A 15390-nucleotide genomic window follows, 5' to 3' on the forward strand; every position below is an offset into this window, starting at 1 on the left:
CAATGTTCCGGCCGGTTCGGAGACGGCCCTACATCACCTCGAACAACCCCGCCGCGCCCATGCCGCCGCCGACGCACATCGTCACTACGACATAGCGGGCGCTCCGGCGCTTGCCTTCGATCAGCGCGTGCATCGTCATGCGCGCGCCGCTCATCCCATAGGGATGGCCGATGGAAATGGCGCCGCCGTCCACATTGAGCAGCTCGTCCGGAATGCCCAGCCTGTCGCGGCAGTAGAGCACTTGCACCGCGAACGCCTCGTTCAGTTCCCACAAGCCGATGTCCGCCATGGTCAGGCCGTTGCGTTCCAGCAGTTTGGGCACCGCGAAGACCGGGCCGATCCCCATCTCGTCGGGCCGCGTGCCTGCCACGGCGATACCGACATAGCGGCCGAGCGGCGTCAGCCCCTTCTTCGCCACCAGCGCCTCGTCCATCACCACCACCGCCGCCGCGCCGTCCGACATCTGGCTGGCATTGCCCGCGGTGATGCAACCGTCCGCCGATACGACCGGCTTCAGGCTTGCGAGGCCCTCCGCCGTTGTGTCGGGCCGGTTGCCCTCATCGGCGGCAAGCGTGATCTCGCGCCGGCTGATCTCGCCCGTCGCCTTATCCGTGACGGCCATGCCCGCCGTGAAGGGTACGATTTCCGCATCGAAGCGCCCTGCCGCCTGCGCGGCGGCCGTGCGCTGCTGGGAACGCAGCGCATAGGCGTCCTGTGCGTCCCGGCCGATGCCATAGCGCGCAGCCACCACCTCGGCGGTTTGCAGCATGGGCATGTAGATGTCAGGCTGCATCGCCACCAGATCGTCATCGGAACCGACGCGCATTTCACCGGTCTGGACCAGCGATACCGACTCGACCCCGCCCGCAACGCAGATGCCCATGCCGTCATTTGCCACCTGATTGGCCGCCACGCCTATTGCCATCAGACCGGACGCGCATTGCCGGTCGATCGACATGCCCGCAACACCGACCGGCAGCCCCGCTCGCAGCGCCGCCTGCCGCGCAATGTTGCGCGCCTGCATTCCCTGCTGGAGCGCGGCGCCCCAGATGCAGTCCTCCACCTCTCCGGGCGCAAGGCCCGCGCGAGCAACGGCGTGGGCGATCGCATGGCCCGACAGCGCTTGCGGCGTGGTGGCATTGAACGCACCCCGAAAAGCCCGCCCGATAGGCGTCCGGGCGGCCGAGACGATGAGCGCTGCGGTCATGACAGGTTCCTGATTTCAGCGGCTACTGCTTGTGCCTGTCTGCCTTTCTTACATACCAAACGGTATAATGGAAGGGCGCTTTGGCTGAGGACTATCCCAGATCGATCGCCTTGGTCACCGAACGGGTAAGCCCGAAGCTCGGCATGGCCATGCTGTGCTTGCCGACGCCGCCGGCCACGAACAACAGATAATCCTCGGGCTTCTCGACCAGGGGCACGAAAGGATCTTCTTCCGATCTGTCGAATGGCGCCATGGCGTCGAAATTATCGCGCGCGATGGCCAGCAGTTCCGAACGGCGGTTGCCTGCGTTGCGGAACAGATAGTCCTGGATGTCCTGGATGCCCGGACCGTCGCGGGCAATGGTCTGCGCATGTTCGGGGCCAATGCAGATCGCAACCTCGCCACGTCCCAGATAGCTGTTGTTATGGCCAATCGTCGAAATGGTGTCGGCGAAGGTGCGCAGGATGCCCTCGCCGTCTTCGCTGGTGTGATTGTTGATCTCATGCGGGGATTCGCTGCCATGAACCGTCACGGTCGACATGTCGGGCGCGAAGCCGCGGCGGACATGCAGCGGCAGCCAGGGCGAGGCCAGTTCATTCTCGGCAAGGCAGAAGCTGAATTTGGCGGGCGTGCCATGTGTGGCGCGGTCGCCCTTGCCCGGCGTGCCTCCGGCGATGTTGACGAGGATCAGCCGGATGGCGCGGCCGATGGTGGCGTTGGCGCGCCAGCCCTGTCCCATGCAGTTATAGCCTGAATTGACGCGCAGCCGCTCCGCCGCCGGGCCGTTTATCACCAGCATGGGCGTGACCGGATGGGTCGTGGCATTGATGCCGTAGAGATTGAACTCATATTCCACCATCGCTTCCACGGCGGCGGCCAGAACGGGCAGATATTCGGGCCGGCAACCCGCCATCACCGCGTTGACGGCGATCTTCTCGATTGTCGCCTGCCCATAAGCCGGGCCGAGCGCGCCCAGGGATTCGGCCGGGTCGCGGCGCAGGCCGTCCAGCATTCGAGCCACGCGATCCGGAGTCGGCGGGACGACGGGAAGCCCGTCCGTCACGCCCAGCCGATAGAGTTCTTCGTTCGCTTCCTCGAAATCGAGCGTTGCGGGAATGGTGAGAAAGCGCTCCGCGCTGTCGGGAGTCATCGTCGTCATATGGCGCACATCATTTCCGAACGGGTGAACTTGTCGCTTTCATCGATGAAGCGGTCGGTATACTCCGTTTCGAGGGTGTCGGCATCGCCGGTAAGCACATGGACCACCTGAGCCGCCATCGCTGCCGCGCGCCTTTCAACCTCTTCCGCCGAAACGTCGCCCATGGGATGGGGAACCGTGACGATGGGAAGCCCCGGCACGCCCAGCGCGACCGCTTCCTGCTGCCCCAGCACGACGAAGGCGTCGCTATTGACCGTTGCGGTCGGCACGCCGCGCTTTTCCAGCGTCACGCCGTCATGGACGCACCAGGATGTGCACGAGCCGCAATCGCCATAAGCGTTAATGACGGCATCGCATCTGGCAAGGTCGTCGATCATCTCGTCAGGCGCCGCAGGAGAGGAGCTGATCTTCCGGCGGGAGATCAGTTCCGCCACTCCATGATCGCGGATCAATATCGCGCCCACGGCGGCAAGCAGGCGATCGGCATTCTTCTTCGTGTTGTCGAGCAGGCCGATCCGCGCGCCCCGCAATGTCTTCAGGCGGAGCGCGATCGGCGCGCGCTCCGCCAAGCGGACACCAAGGGGACTCATCAAAAAGCCGCCGTCGCTCTGGTCGTGTGGCACAGGCATCTCTCCCGGGGCTGACTATCGCCCGCAGCCATGGGCTTTGAACTCTCTGCAAGATGACAGACGGAATCCGTCTTGACCAATAGCGTGTTTTGATCTTGTGATAACGTTACCTTATCGCGTCAGTTGAGATCATGATGGACCTGCGGCAGATACGTTACTTCCTGGCGGTGGCGGACACGTTGAACTTCCGACGCGCCGCCGAGCGCATCGCCGTTTCCCAACCGGCTCTGTCACAGCGGATAAAGGCGCTGGAGGACGATATCGGCGCCCCCTTGTTCGAGCGGTCGAGCCGGGGTGTCGCGCTGACCCCCGCGGGCGAGGTGTTCCAGCGCGGCGCGCGCAAGATATTGCGCGAAGTCGAACTGGCGCTGTCCAGCGCCAGGCTTGCCGACCGTGGGGAGAGCGGCGATTTGACCATCGCCTTTAACGAGATAGCGGGCCAGCAGCCGCTCGTCGGCCAGTGCCTTGGCCTGTTCCGCGCCGCCTTTCCCAATGTCGCCGTCCAACTGTCGGAAATGGGTATGGCCGCTCAGGAGGATGCTCTGCTGAGCGGAGCGGTCGACATCGGCTTCCATTATCGCGTGCCCGGTCCAGCGACGGGGCTTGCATATCGCATACTCGACGAGGCTGCCTTCATGCTGGTCATGCCCGAAGGGCACGCTCTTGCGCGTAAGGCGGCCATATCCCTGGAGGATCTGGCGAATCAGCCCATGGTCAGGCTGCGGCGCGAGATCAATGCCGATACGCATGACGGCATCGTGCAGGCGTTCGCGACGCACCGCATACGCCCACGGATATTGGTGGAGGCGTCCAGCGACGCGGCCATGCTGAGCCTGGTTTCGGCGGGCCTTGGCCTAGCTATCGTCATGGGAGCGCAGCGGCGCGGCGGCTGGGAGGGGCTGGCGCTGCGCCCGATCGAGGGTCTGGCGATGGCCAAGCAGTTCGTCCTTGCCTGGGATGCCGCGAAACGCTCCGCTCCACGCGACAAATTCCTCGCCCTGGTCGACAGGGCGGCAAAGATGGCGCCGGGCGGGCTGGAACGATGATTGTCGATGCGCAAATCCACATCTGGGAGGCCGATCGCCCGGACCGGCGCTGGCCGGCAGCGGGCGCCGAGGGCCGTACCGCCGTTCCCCAGCGCGCAATCCCCCTGTCCGCCGCCGAAGCGCTGGGCGAGATGGACGCGGCGGGCGTGGAGCGGGCGATCATCGTTCCGCCCTCGTGGGAAGGCGACCGCAACGATGTCGCGCTCCAGGCAGCGGCGGATTACCCTGAACGCTTCGCGGTGATGGGCCGGATCGCACCCGGACCGGCGTTGCTCGACAAGTTGCCGACATGGCGGCAGCAACCCGGAATGTTGGGTGCGCGGCTGATCCTGAGCGATGGCGATCCCCGCGTGGCCGAAGGACCGGATCACCCTTTCTGGCATGCGGCGGCGGCGGTCCGCCTCCCCCTCATGCTGGCGCCGTCAGGCAAGATGCCGCTGCTGACGGCAATCGCGCGGAACCACCCGGCCCTGCCGATCATCGTCGACCATATGGGCGCACGGGTGCACAGGAAGGGCGGGGAAGCCTTCGCGCAGATCGAAGATGTTCTGGCGCTCGGCAACCTTGCCAATGTCGCGGTGAAGGCGACCTGCCTGCCGGATTACAGTGCCCTGCAACACCCATGGGCCGATGTTGCGCCCTATGTCGAGCGCCTGTTCCAGCGCTTCGGAGCGGAGCGGCTGTTCTGGGGATCGGACCTCAGCCGCCTGCCCTGCCCCTACCCGCTCCTGGTCGAAACCTTTCGCAGCGGATTCTCCTGGCTCAGGGGACGGGACAGGGATCTTGTGATGGGCGGCGGCATACGGGCCTGGCTGGACTGGCGATAACCCTACCTGTCCAACGGCAGGCCCACCGACATCAGAGCGACACGGGCTTCAGATTATATTTCTCGACGGGCGGGTTCTTCTCGGTATCGGCATGGCCTTCCTCGAATGTGAGGCCAAGCTCGTCGAGAATGGGTTTGAGCTGTTTTTCAGCCCAGACCTTCTTGATGAAAGTGGTTTCGCTCGGAAGATTGCTGTCGAGACGCGGCGTATATTCCCGCAGCAGCAGCTTGGACACATTGGCGAGATGCAATTCGGTCACGCCATCGGCCGCGCCCTCATGCAGCGCCACGGCCATAAGCTCGCCGAAATGCATGATGTTCGACAGGCCGTGCGACCCGTGCAGATGCACCGCGCGCACCGTCACGTCCTGCGCGATCTTGGCCATCGCCGCCTTGATCGCGCTGATCATCTTGCGGCCCTGCGCGCCATGCTCCTCCTGCTGGTCGAACATCCAGGCGGTGTAGAGGACGAGCAGCCGGAACTGCATATATTCGATATAGCTTTCCGCGATCATCGTCTGGACCGCCTGCTTCTCCGCGATGGGTTTCCCGCCCGAGAAGCGGCTGACCGCGCGCTCCGCCATCATGTCGATAAGATGCTTGACGAGGCCGATGGTGCGTTGGGCATGATGCAGCCGCCCGCCGCCCAGACGCGACTGCGCGACCTTGAACCCCTCTCCCACCGGGCCGAGCCGCGCGCTGTCGGGCACGCGGACATCATTGAAGCGGATCCAGGGATGCCCGCCCGAATTGGGGCTGTCCGTCCAGAAGCCGATATTGCGCACGATCTCGAAGCCCGGCGCGTCGGTCGGGACGATGAACATCGTGGCGCGGCTGTGCGGCGGCGCGTCGGGATCGGTCGCGGTCATCACGATCATGAATTCGGCGTGGTTGGCGTTGGACGCGAACCATTTGTCGCCGGTGATCACCCAGTCGTCACCATCGCGGCGCGCGACGCAGCGCAAGTTGGTCGGGTCCGATCCGCCCTGCGGCTCGGTCATCGCGAAGGTGGAGAACATATCGCCGTCGAGCACGGGCTGGAGATATCTGGCCTTCTGCTCCTCGGTCCCGAACATGGCGAGGATTTCCATATTGCCGGTGTCCGGTCCCTGGCAGCCGAATATCACCGGCCCGAAAGCCGATGTGCCGAACATCTCGTTGATATAGGTGAGCTTGACCGCGCCGAAGCCTTTGCCGCCCAGATGCGGGGGCAGATGCGCGGCCCACAGGCCCTGCTCCTTCACCTCCTGCTGGAGGCGCTTGATGATCTTGCGCAGCGGCTTGTTCTTGATGTCATAGGCCGCGTCCTTGTCATAATCGTAGATGAATTCGAGGGGACGAACCTTGTTCTCGACAAAGTCCTTCATCCAGTCGAGCTTCTTCTGAAATTCCGGTTCTACGGTGAAATCCATCCTGCTTCTCCCAATGCAGATTTCAAGCGGCTGCGCGAGCGAGCGCTTCCGCCTCGCCGAGCAGGACGCGAACGAAGTTATCGAACCGCTTGCCCTTTTCGGGCGGGGCGATGCCCACCGCCGCCTCGGCAACCTTATATTCTATGATGCAGGCCATGCGGAATTTCTGAAGCACGAGATAATAGTCGATCGCCGACACGTCGCGCCCGGTCTTTTCCCCGAAATAATCCACCGCATCCTCGAAATAAGGGAATAACGCGGTGTCCAGATACGGCCGCGCGGGCTGCACGCCGTCGCGGCGGCGCAACTGGCCGGCATAGGCGGCAAGATCAAGCATCGGGTCGCCGATCGTTGCCGTCTCCCAGTCGATGATAGCGGCAAGGCGCGCCGGCGGGCGATTGGCGAACATGACGTTGTTCATCGCATAGTCGCCATGCATCAGGCCGGGGCGGCCCGTGCCGGGTATGTTGGCGTTCAGCCAATCGGACACATATGCCAGCCCCGGCAGGTCGCGCTTCTCGTAACCCGGATAACGCTGGGGATAGCTGTCGAGCTGGCCGCGCCATCGTTCGACCTGGCGCTCAAGGAATCGGTCCGGCTTGCCGAAGGTTTCCAGTCCCGCGGCCAGATAGTCCAGGTTCGCCATCTCAACGATGCCGTCGATCATCGCATAGCCGAGATAGTGAAGGTCCGGCCCGGTGAAGTCCGGCTTGTAGCTCATCTGATCCGTGATCGGACTGAGGTCCGCGGCCCAGCCGTCCACCTGATCCATGACGTAGAAGGGACCGCCAAGTATGGCGTTGTCATCGCAGAACCCATGGAAACCGGGATGCGGCACGCGCGATCCCGTCAATGCCTTCAGCACCGTCGCCTCGCGCTGGATCGCCTTCTCGCTCGCCGGCGGCGCGCGGTCGGGCGCCTTACGCAGGATGAGCGGGCGCAGGCCGTTTTCGCGGGCCAGCCGGACCACGATATTGCTCGTGCCGCCGCTGACCGATTCGGTTTTCAGCACGCCTTCGCCCAGCGCAGGAATATTGGCCTGCAACCAGGCATCCAGGCGCTCACGCTCTTCGGGTTGAAATGGTGCGCTCATGCTTGTCTCCTCGGGAAGACAAGGAGCATTACGCTGGACATATGTCTATCCAAATATGCAATCCATCATGTGAGCGATCACGCAGGACGTCCGGGCGTGCCGGTCGGCGCTCCCGCTCACCCAATCGCCGTGCGCAACCCAGGCTGAAATTGACGGCATGCCTCTTGTGGCATAACTAAACTCAATCGTTCAGTAATGGCGGAGAGGAGAACAGGGCCATGAAGATAGTGATCGACCGCCAGGGCTGCGTTGGCCATGCCCGCTGCCAGGCTGTAGCGCCGGAACTCTATGCCCTTGACGAGGTGGGCTATATCGACACCGACGGGTTCGATGTGCCCGTGGGCATGGAAGGTCCGGCGCGCAACGGCGCCAAGGCCTGCCCGGAACGAATCATCCGCACGATCGACGATCCCAGCGGCAAGGTGTGGCCGCCGGAAAAGGCGTAGCCCGGCCCGCCCGCCGCTCCGCCGATGCGCGCGGCATATACGGGGGCAGAACAGCATGGCGAGCGACCGATCGGCGCAGCGCGACTGCTGACATCACCAATCCGCCATATGCGCGAAACCGGTTTCCGGAATGTTCGGCGCACGAAGCGCCGCCTCCGCCATGACGATCGCATCCAGAAACTGCTGCCCCTCGCTCTCCTCACTGACAATGCCCTCCTTTTCCAGCAGGTCCAGTGACGAAACGATCATGTTCGTGCAGATTTTCATGCGCGCCTTAAACAGCTGCGGGTCGATGGCCAGGCAATCGCGGATCATGCGAATGATCCGTCTGGTTGTCGGATATTCGTCGCCCAGACTGTATCTCTGCCAGGCCGAACCGGACCGGAAAATACCGCCTATGAATGCCGCATAGCTGCGCTGTCCGTCAGAGTTGCGCTGCTGGACGACGGGATGGAACATGATGAACAGCAGGTCGCGCAGGGAAGCGGGTTCGCCGCTCTCTTCCCATCCCCGCAACATGCGCGTCCGGACGGCTTCTATGTCGGGCAGGCGGTGGCTTATGACCGCCGCGACCAGCGCCTCCTTATTGCCGAAATGATAGCCGACCGCATTGGTGTTGGCCGAGCCGGAGGCGGTGCCGATCTGGCGGAGCGAAGCACCGTTGACGCCATGTTCGGCGAACAATATTTCCGCCGCCTCGATGATCGCGATACGAGTCGCTTCACCGCGCCCGCTCCGCCGCTGCTTGAATCCGATGGACATGCCATTCCGCCTATCGGCCAAACATGTCGTCGATCAAGGATGAAATGCCGGGACAAACCCGATCGGTCTTCCGACACGATCCGCAAGCGAATCTGGGCGGAATAGGATATCATGGTTCCGGCGCACCCTTGACTCCGGCACGGGTGAGAGGGCCTATTCGCCGCGATATCCAAATGGTGACAAAGGAGAGGCCGGATGAACGGCGGCAGCGGTGATCTTCGCGAGGCGACCAACGACGATTTCTGGGACCGCCTCAATGAGGCGATGGGGGAGGACGGACTCCTCACCTACCGCTATCTGGGCCGCAAGTCGCAGGACATGCACGACCTGCCCATCGGCACCATGAAGATACGGTCCGACATGCGCGACTGGCACGGCGGCATCCGTCCCGCCGCGCTCGCCATTGCCACGGCGGAGACGGGGTTCAGCGACTTCAACGCGGTCCCCGCTCCGGTTTCGGCGGGCCTCAGCATCGTCGATCCAGGCATCGACGTGAAGACGGTGACAATGCAGCAGCGGACGCTGCGCCTTGGCCGGAACCTGGGCTTCAGCCGCACCGTCGTCGCCGACCAGGACAATCCCCACCGGATCATTGCGCTGACGCGCGGCATCGGCATCAAGCTGGGCGAAGCGCCGGCGGAGGGCGGCAAGCCCTTCCCTCTGCCCGATGACATGGAGGATCGCGATCTTCCGCCGCTGGTAAAGGTGTTCGGCGGCTGGCAGGACGATAGAGGCTCGTGGCGCCTGCCCGCCCTGACCGCCGGCAGCCGTTCGACCAGCGGGTCGCTGCACCTTGGCCCCATCCATGTCCTGTTCGACGCGGCGGCTGACGACCTCGCCCGCGAATCAGGCCAGCGGGTCGTCGATTGGGAGGTGATGTTCGTGTCCGCGGGGACGACAGGTCCATTCCGCGTCGACGTGACTCCGTTTTCCTCCTCGGGCCGGGTCGGCGCGGCGGAATTGTCGCTGATCGACGAAGGGCGCGACGGACGGCTGGTCGCATCCGGATCGGCGGCGTTCGGGCCGATTATATAGGCCGCGCCCTTCGTCCTTTCCCGATTTCGTCAGGCGCGCTCGAAGATCGCCGCAATGCCTTGTCCGCCGCCGATGCACATCGTTTCCAGCGCGTAGCGTCCCTTGCGCCGCTCCAGTTCGTTGAGCATCGTCGCAAGGATACGGCCGCCGGTGGCGCCGATGGGGTGCCCCAGCGAAATACCGGAGCCGTTGACGTTGAACTTGTCGGGATCGTGCCAGTTCCATCCCTTGAGCACCGCCAGCACCTGCGCCGCGAACGCTTCGTTCAGTTCGACCAGGTCCATCTGGTCAAGCGACAGCCCGGTTTTCCTGAGCAGCTTTTCCGTCGCGGGCACGGGACCGATGCCCATGCGCGACGGCTCGCAGCCGGCGAGCGCCCAGTTCACGAAAAAAGCCATGGGTTCGAGTTTCAGCTCGTCCAGCAGATCCTCCGCCACGACGAGGCAGGCCGAAGCTGCGTCATTCTGCTGGCTGCTGTTGCCCGCGGTGGTGACGCCGCCTTCATGGACCACACGCAGCTTGGCGAGCGCCTCCATGCTGCTGTCGCCGCGAATGCCCTCGTCCCGGTCGAAGATGATGGGATCGCCCTTGCGCTGCGGCACGGGAACCGGGACCAGTTCGTTGGCGAACTTGCCCTCGGCCCAGGCGGCGGCGGCCCGCTGCTGGCTGCGCACGGCATATTCGTCCGCCTCCTCGCGGGTGATGCCATAATCCTTTGCCAGATTGTCGGCGGTTTCCATCATGCTCCGGATAACCCCGAAGCGCCATTCGGGCTGCGAGCGGACGCGGCCGCGTTCCAGTCGATCATAGAGCGTCACGCTGCCGGCCCGCGAGCCCCAGCGCTGCGTGGTCGAATAGAATTCGCAATTGCTCATCGATTCGGCGCCGCCCGCTATCACCACATCGGCCGCGCCCGTCTGCACCATCATCGCGGCGGTGGAGATCGCCATCAGGCCGCTGCCGCAGCGGCGCTCCATCTCCATGCCCGCCACGCTGATCGGCAGCCCCGCGTTCAGCGCGCACCAGCGGCCCAGCGCGGGCGCTTCCCCGCTGCCATAGGCATGGCCGAAGACGACATCCTCGATCCGCTCCGGATCGATGCCCGTCCGCTCCACCAGCGCCTTGATGACGATGGTGCCCAGGTCTTCCATCTTCAGCGGCCTCAGCGCGCCACCGAAGGCGCCCACGGCGGTCCTGAGGGGGGATACGATTGCTGCACGTCTCACGGGTCTTGTCTCCTGTTGGGTCGGGCTGCGTCACGAAAGCCGATATAGGGAGCAGCTACAGCCGAAACCGCCGCTCATCCAGCAAAGATGAGATGATTATCGAAAGGTCGCTCGCAAGTTACGCCATCCCTCCGCCAATTCCGCCTGAAATTCGGGAGCGGCGATGGCGATCAGGGCCTCGGCACGCTGATCCATGCCCTTGTCGCGCAATTCCGCTACCCCATGCTCCGTCACGACGGTATCGATGTCCGACCGGGCGATGCCCACGCTGGGTTTGTCCAGCCGCGCGACGATACGCGACAATGTCCCGCGTTTCGCGGTGGCGGGCAGCGCGATGATGGAACGGCCCCCGGGCGAGAAGGTGGCCGCGCGCATGAAATCCGGCCCGCCGCCTACACCGCTCGACAAGGCGGCGCCCTGCCACTCGACATTGATCTGTCCGAACAGGTCGACTTCCAGCGCTCCATTGACGCTGGTGAGGCGCGGCAACGCGACCAGCGCGGGAAGCCCGTGCGTCTCGAAGGTGGTGGCAAAGCCGACAAGATCCGACCCGGCCAGATCGTCGTACAAGGCCCGCGTGCCATAGGCGATTCCGGCGAGATGGCGGGCATCCTCCGCAAGTGCGCCGGCGTCACGCAGATCGAGCAGCCAATCATTCACCATTCCCGATCGCAGCACCAGACCGCGATGACCGCGCAAATATTTCCAGATCGCACCGGGCGCGCCACCGATACCCGTCTGGATATGCGCACCATCGGGGACAAGCGCCGCGACCTTGGCGGCGATTGCCTCCACTTCCTCATTGGATGCCGCCGGCGCCGCCTCCACCAACGGGCCGTCCAGCGTGACGACGACGTCCGCGTCCGCCAGCGGGAGCGACAGGGCGCGGGGCAGGCGCGGCATGGAAGGATTGACGAGCAATATCTTCACCGCTGCCTGCGGCCAGATCAAGGGCGCGAAGTCGCTGGCAATACCAAGCGAACAGAGGCCGTTGGCGTCGGGGGGGGCCACATGGGCGATGGCAACATCGCAGCGCGTCGCCTGGAACTGCTGCGCGATGCCCCAATAGGTACGCGGGATCAGCGACACCTGCCCGCGCTTGAAACTTTCCCGCATGCAGCCGGGCAGGAGGAAGGTCGTGGCGGTGCCGTCAGCCGCGAGACCGCCATAATCCAGCGCCTCGTTCATGCCCGGAACGAGGCAGCTGAGCAGGTGCACGCCGGCTGCGCGTTCGGGATCGCCCCCCAGCGCCGATGCAAGGGCAAGCGATTCTCCGGTCGCGCCCGGGAGATAAATGGTCCTGCCGGGCTGAAACTCCCGCCATATCGTATCGAGTGCGTTTGCCATGGCTATCCGCGCGGGTCAGCCGGCCAGCGACAGCTTGATACCGACGCCCGTGATGCTGGCCGCCTCTTGGGAGAGCAGGAAGGCGATAACCTTCGCCGCGGACGACGGCTTCACCCAACTGGACGTGTCGGCGTCCGGCATGTCGGCCCGGTTGACGGGCGTGTCGATGATCGTGGGCAGCACCGCATTGACGCGGATGCCCTTTTCCCTCAGCTCCTCGGCAAGGCTCTCGGTCAGGGCGGCCACGCCTGCCTTGGATGCGGTATAGGGCGCCATGCCCGCGCCCGGGGCGGCAACCGCAGCCGCGCCGACATTCACGATGGCGCTGCCGGCCTTAAGATAGGGAAGCACGGCGCGCGAGGAGGCTATCGCGGTGCGCACGTTCATCCGATACATCCGGTCCCAGCTGTCCAGCGAGCCGCCGTCGACCAGTTCCCAGACGAAACCGCCCGCTACATTGACCAGGCCATCGATGCCGCCGAGCGCTTTGTCCGCCTTCGCATAGGCGGCCGACACCGCGGCTTCGTCGGCCAGGTCGCAGCCGCCGATCACCTCGGCGCCTTCAATCGCGCCGTTGGCGAAGTCGACCACGGCCACTTTGTGCCCGCGCGCGGCAAGCTCCGCGACAACGCCTCGGCCCAGGATACCCAGACCACCCGCCACGATCACATTCGCCATTGCCATTCCTTCGCCTGCATGTCCAATGCGCGAAATAGCAGCGCTTCACCAAAGCGCCAAGCAGACGCCGCAAAGAGGCATCCGGCATCAAGATGGCGATGGTTTGCGCCGGAAATGCTATGACGGCCCTTGCAACAGCGGTGCGGGAGGATGCGTGCGAGTCGAAGCGGAAGGATTGGCAACCGGTCTCACACATTATGATCCGCTGTCGCTCGGTATCGCGCCGGGCGGCTGCGTCATCGTGGATTTCACGGCGTTCGACGGCGATCCCGCGGGGGTCGCGGCCCATGCCGAAGCCTGGCTCAACCGCCTGCCTTGCCCATCGATCGCGCTGACGACGGAACGGGTCCGGCTCAAGGGGTTCGATCTTTCCCTTCCGACCCCTGGCGAGGTGGAGCGGCTCGAGGCCGTGGTTGCGGCCAACCCCGTCGCTTCGACGGTGCTGGTTCAAACATTGCGCCTGATCGAACAACTGCCGATGCAGGCCGGGCTTGTGGTCGAGTCCCTCGCCTTCGCCACGCTTCAGCAGGGTGAGGAATTTCGCTGCTGGCTGGCCGCGCTGCCGGAACAGGCGCAAACGCCTCTATCGAAGCCCGCCGACAGTCCGCCGCTGATCCTGGAGCGGCGGGATGACATGCTCGATATCCTCCTCAATCGCCCGGAAGGACGCAACGAGATCAACGTCGAGATGCGCGACGCCCTGTTCGAGGCATTTTCGCTGGCGGCGATGGACGACGATGTGAAACGCGTCCATGTACGGGGGGCCGGCGACAGTTTCAGCATCGGCGGGGCGTTGAGCGATTTCGGACGGGTCGGCAGCGGAGCGGCCGGCCATTTCATCCGTTCCGAGCGCCTGCCCGCGCGTATGCTCGCCGATCACGGCCACAAATATCATTTCCACCTGCATGGCGCCTGCGTCGGCGCGGGCGTGGAAATCGCGGCTTTCGGCGGCCATGTGACGGCCACGCCGACCGCTTTCCTGCGCCTGCCCGAAGTCTCCATGGGCCTCATTCCCGGCGCGGGCGGATGTGTGAGCGTGACCAAGAGGATCGGGCGGCAGGGCGCCGCGTGGCTGATGATGACCGGCCAGCGCATCAGCGCGCGGACGGCGCTAAAATGGGGGCTGATCGACGCGATCGAGAATTAGCGGCGCGCGCCATGCCGACGATGCGCGCGCGCCAGGCTCTCGACCGGCGCACATATATGACAACTTCTCAAAGGCCGATTTATCCCATTACATCGGTCGCCGGCCGCTGATATATTGGCCGCAAAAGCAGAACTGGGGAGGATTATGACAGATATTTCCATCGATACGGTGCGAATTCCCGACCATGTGCCGCCGGATCTGGTGTGGAACGGTGACATGGATCGCTTCGTGCGGGACATGAACGATCCTTATCTTGCGGCCGCACGGCTTCATGACGGACCGGATATCATCTGGTCGCCCCATGCGTATCGCGGCAGTCCGGGTTGGATCCTGACCCGTTATGCGCTTGTCCGGGACGCGTTCATGGATCACGGCCATCTTTCCAGCGCCAGCAACAGCGGCGCCGCCGATCTGCTGGGCGTGGATTGGTGCCTCAACCCGCTGGAGATCGACCCGCCCGCGCACACCAAATATCGGCAGGTTCTGCAGCCCTGGTTCCAGCCCAGCGCCGTCAACAAGATGGACGCGATGGTACGAGACACCTGCCGGTCGATTCTGGACCGATTTGAAGGCAGGCAGTCCTGCGAATTCGTCGAGGAATTCGCCACCCAGTTCCCGTCCCTGGTTTTCCTGTCGCTGATGGGTTTGCCCCACGAGAATCTCGACCAATTCCTGGAATGGGAGCACGCCTTTTTCCGTGGCGGCGACATCCCCACGCGGGTTGTGGGCATCCGCTCGATCCGGGCATATATGGAGGATTTCCTCGAAAAACGCCGGCATATGCCGGCAGGCGATCTGGGCAGTTTGATCGCGAATGCCGAAATCCAGGGCCGTCAGCTTGACCATGGCGAGGCGATGGGCATGCTGATGGTGCTCTACCTCGGCGGGCTGGATACGGTGGCGAGCAGCCTTGGCTGGCATTTCCGCCACCTTGCCCAGGACCAGGCCCTGCAAACCCGCCTCCGCGACCATCCAGAGGATATTCCCGGCGCAGTGGATGAATTTCTTCGGGCGTTCGGCGTGACATACACGATCCGCCATGTGACGGAGGATTTCGAATTTCACGGAGTCGGGTTCAAGACGGGCGAGATCGTCGTCCTGCCCACCTATCTCGCCAGCCGCGATCCGCGGGAATATGCCGATCCGCACCGCATCGATCCCAGCCGCAAGGCGCGCCACGTCACGCTTGCCACAGGCGTTCACAATTGCCTGGGCATCCACCTCGCCAAGCGCGAGTTGAAGATCGTTATGGAGGAGTGGCTGTCGCGCTTCAGGAACATCCACATTCCCGAGGGTGAGACCGCCGAATGGCATACAGAAGGCGTTTGGGGCGTCGCGCGTCTGCCGCTGGCGTGGGACCCGGCCTGAACCGCCGGG

General features: G+C 64.3%; 15 protein-coding genes. 6 read left to right on the forward strand and 9 right to left on the reverse strand.

Going from position 1 to position 15390, the window contains the following annotated elements; translation table 11 throughout:
• Window positions 1–28: 28 nt before the first annotated feature.
• The 3 genes from IQ35_RS02975 to IQ35_RS02985 form a co-directional block, all read right to left on the reverse strand.
• Window positions 29–1207 carry an acetyl-CoA C-acyltransferase gene (locus IQ35_RS02975; RefSeq protein ID WP_145071930.1) on the reverse strand — a complete coding sequence of 393 codons (1179 nt, stop codon included), beginning with the start codon at window positions 1205–1207 and terminating at the stop codon, window positions 29–31.
• Between the two features lie 91 nt (window positions 1208–1298).
• Window positions 1299–2366, reverse strand: coding sequence for a hypothetical protein (locus tag IQ35_RS02980; RefSeq protein WP_199739902.1), 1068 nt, complete (start codon window positions 2364–2366; stop codon window positions 1299–1301).
• Complete coding sequence (locus IQ35_RS02985; RefSeq protein WP_059140338.1) at window positions 2363–2956, reverse strand: UGSC family (seleno)protein; 594 nt, start codon at window positions 2954–2956, stop codon at window positions 2363–2365. Before IQ35_RS02985 ends, IQ35_RS02980 begins: the two co-directional genes overlap by 4 nt.
• 170 nt (window positions 2957–3126) lie before the next feature.
• On the opposite strand from IQ35_RS02985, the gene IQ35_RS02990 reads away from it, so the two are divergent.
• Window positions 3127–4041, forward strand: coding sequence for a LysR family transcriptional regulator (locus IQ35_RS02990; RefSeq protein WP_145071931.1), 915 nt, complete (start codon window positions 3127–3129; stop codon window positions 4039–4041).
• Window positions 4038–4868, forward strand: coding sequence for an amidohydrolase family protein (locus tag IQ35_RS02995; protein WP_145071932.1), 831 nt, complete (start codon window positions 4038–4040; stop codon window positions 4866–4868). Before IQ35_RS02990 ends, IQ35_RS02995 begins: the two co-directional genes overlap by 4 nt.
• A gap of 31 nt (window positions 4869–4899) precedes the next feature.
• On the opposite strand, the gene IQ35_RS03000 is transcribed toward IQ35_RS02995, so the two are convergent.
• Complete coding sequence (locus IQ35_RS03000; RefSeq protein ID WP_021246002.1) at window positions 4900–6279, reverse strand: acyl-CoA dehydrogenase family protein; 1380 nt, start codon at window positions 6277–6279, stop codon at window positions 4900–4902.
• A gap of 22 nt (window positions 6280–6301) precedes the next feature.
• Window positions 6302–7372 (reverse strand): phosphotransferase family protein, encoded by a 1071-nt coding sequence (locus IQ35_RS03005; RefSeq protein WP_199739903.1) that lies wholly within the window; start codon window positions 7370–7372, stop codon window positions 6302–6304.
• A 218-nt stretch (window positions 7373–7590) separates the two neighbouring features.
• Between IQ35_RS03005 and IQ35_RS03010 the strand changes: the two genes are divergently transcribed.
• Window positions 7591–7818 carry a ferredoxin gene (locus IQ35_RS03010; RefSeq protein ID WP_145071933.1) on the forward strand — a complete coding sequence of 76 codons (228 nt, stop codon included), beginning with the start codon at window positions 7591–7593 and terminating at the stop codon, window positions 7816–7818.
• Window positions 7819–7911: 93 nt separating this feature from the next.
• Here the strand turns inward: IQ35_RS03010 and IQ35_RS03015 are convergent, their stop codons facing one another.
• Complete coding sequence (locus tag IQ35_RS03015; protein WP_145071934.1) at window positions 7912–8580, reverse strand: TetR/AcrR family transcriptional regulator; 669 nt, start codon at window positions 8578–8580, stop codon at window positions 7912–7914.
• A gap of 195 nt (window positions 8581–8775) precedes the next feature.
• Here IQ35_RS03015 and IQ35_RS03020 point away from each other — a divergent pair, with 195 nt between their 5' ends.
• Window positions 8776–9615: a hypothetical protein gene (locus IQ35_RS03020; RefSeq protein WP_021245998.1), complete on the forward strand. Its 840-nt coding sequence runs from the start codon at window positions 8776–8778 to the stop codon at window positions 9613–9615.
• A gap of 29 nt (window positions 9616–9644) precedes the next feature.
• Here IQ35_RS03020 and IQ35_RS03025 read toward each other — a convergent pair whose 3' ends face one another.
• From IQ35_RS03025 to IQ35_RS03035, 3 genes are all read right to left on the reverse strand, one after another.
• Window positions 9645–10841 carry an acetyl-CoA C-acetyltransferase gene (locus IQ35_RS03025; RefSeq protein WP_031291703.1) on the reverse strand — a complete coding sequence of 399 codons (1197 nt, stop codon included), beginning with the start codon at window positions 10839–10841 and terminating at the stop codon, window positions 9645–9647.
• Between the two features lie 96 nt (window positions 10842–10937).
• A complete protein-coding gene (locus IQ35_RS03030) occupies window positions 10938–12188 on the reverse strand; it encodes an acetyl-CoA hydrolase/transferase family protein (protein WP_021245996.1) in 1251 nt (416 codons plus the stop codon).
• Window positions 12189–12203: 15 nt separating this feature from the next.
• Window positions 12204–12872, reverse strand: coding sequence for an SDR family NAD(P)-dependent oxidoreductase (locus IQ35_RS03035; RefSeq protein ID WP_145071935.1), 669 nt, complete (start codon window positions 12870–12872; stop codon window positions 12204–12206).
• A 148-nt stretch (window positions 12873–13020) separates the two neighbouring features.
• Between IQ35_RS03035 and IQ35_RS03040 the strand changes: the two genes are divergently transcribed.
• Both IQ35_RS03040 and IQ35_RS03045 read left to right on the forward strand, forming a co-directional pair.
• Window positions 13021–14013, forward strand: coding sequence for an enoyl-CoA hydratase/isomerase family protein (locus IQ35_RS03040; RefSeq protein ID WP_158636575.1), 993 nt, complete (start codon window positions 13021–13023; stop codon window positions 14011–14013).
• 144 nt (window positions 14014–14157) lie between these two features.
• On the forward strand, window positions 14158–15381 hold the full coding sequence (locus IQ35_RS03045) for a cytochrome P450 (protein ID WP_021245993.1): 1224 nt from the start codon (window positions 14158–14160) through the stop codon (window positions 15379–15381).
• Window positions 15382–15390 lie beyond the last annotated feature (9 nt).

The organism is Sphingobium wenxiniae (assembly GCF_007830065.1).
Classification (GTDB): domain Bacteria; phylum Pseudomonadota; class Alphaproteobacteria; order Sphingomonadales; family Sphingomonadaceae; genus Sphingobium; species Sphingobium wenxiniae.

Bases quoted from the DNA above. Each gene is read 5' to 3' on its own strand.
- IQ35_RS02975 (WP_145071930.1), bottom strand. From the start codon at position 1,207: ATGACCGCAGCGCTCATCGTCTCGGCCGCCCGGACGCCTATCGGGCGG.
- IQ35_RS02980 (WP_199739902.1), bottom strand. From the start codon at position 2,366: ATGACGACGATGACTCCCGACAGCGCGGAGCGCTTTCTCACCATTCCC.
- IQ35_RS02985 (WP_059140338.1), bottom strand. From the start codon at position 2,956: ATGAGTCCCCTTGGTGTCCGCTTGGCGGAGCGCGCGCCGATCGCGCTC.
- IQ35_RS02990 (WP_145071931.1), top strand. From the start codon at position 3,127: ATGATGGACCTGCGGCAGATACGTTACTTCCTGGCGGTGGCGGACACG.
- IQ35_RS02995 (WP_145071932.1), top strand. From the start codon at position 4,038: ATGATTGTCGATGCGCAAATCCACATCTGGGAGGCCGATCGCCCGGAC.
- IQ35_RS03000 (WP_021246002.1), bottom strand. From the start codon at position 6,279: ATGGATTTCACCGTAGAACCGGAATTTCAGAAGAAGCTCGACTGGATG.
- IQ35_RS03005 (WP_199739903.1), bottom strand. From the start codon at position 7,372: ATGAGCGCACCATTTCAACCCGAAGAGCGTGAGCGCCTGGATGCCTGG.
- IQ35_RS03010 (WP_145071933.1), top strand. From the start codon at position 7,591: ATGAAGATAGTGATCGACCGCCAGGGCTGCGTTGGCCATGCCCGCTGC.
- IQ35_RS03015 (WP_145071934.1), bottom strand. From the start codon at position 8,580: ATGTCCATCGGATTCAAGCAGCGGCGGAGCGGGCGCGGTGAAGCGACT.
- IQ35_RS03020 (WP_021245998.1), top strand. From the start codon at position 8,776: ATGAACGGCGGCAGCGGTGATCTTCGCGAGGCGACCAACGACGATTTC.
- IQ35_RS03030 (WP_021245996.1), bottom strand. From the start codon at position 12,188: ATGGCAAACGCACTCGATACGATATGGCGGGAGTTTCAGCCCGGCAGG.
- IQ35_RS03035 (WP_145071935.1), bottom strand. From the start codon at position 12,872: ATGGCAATGGCGAATGTGATCGTGGCGGGTGGTCTGGGTATCCTGGGC.
- IQ35_RS03045 (WP_021245993.1), top strand. From the start codon at position 14,158: ATGACAGATATTTCCATCGATACGGTGCGAATTCCCGACCATGTGCCG.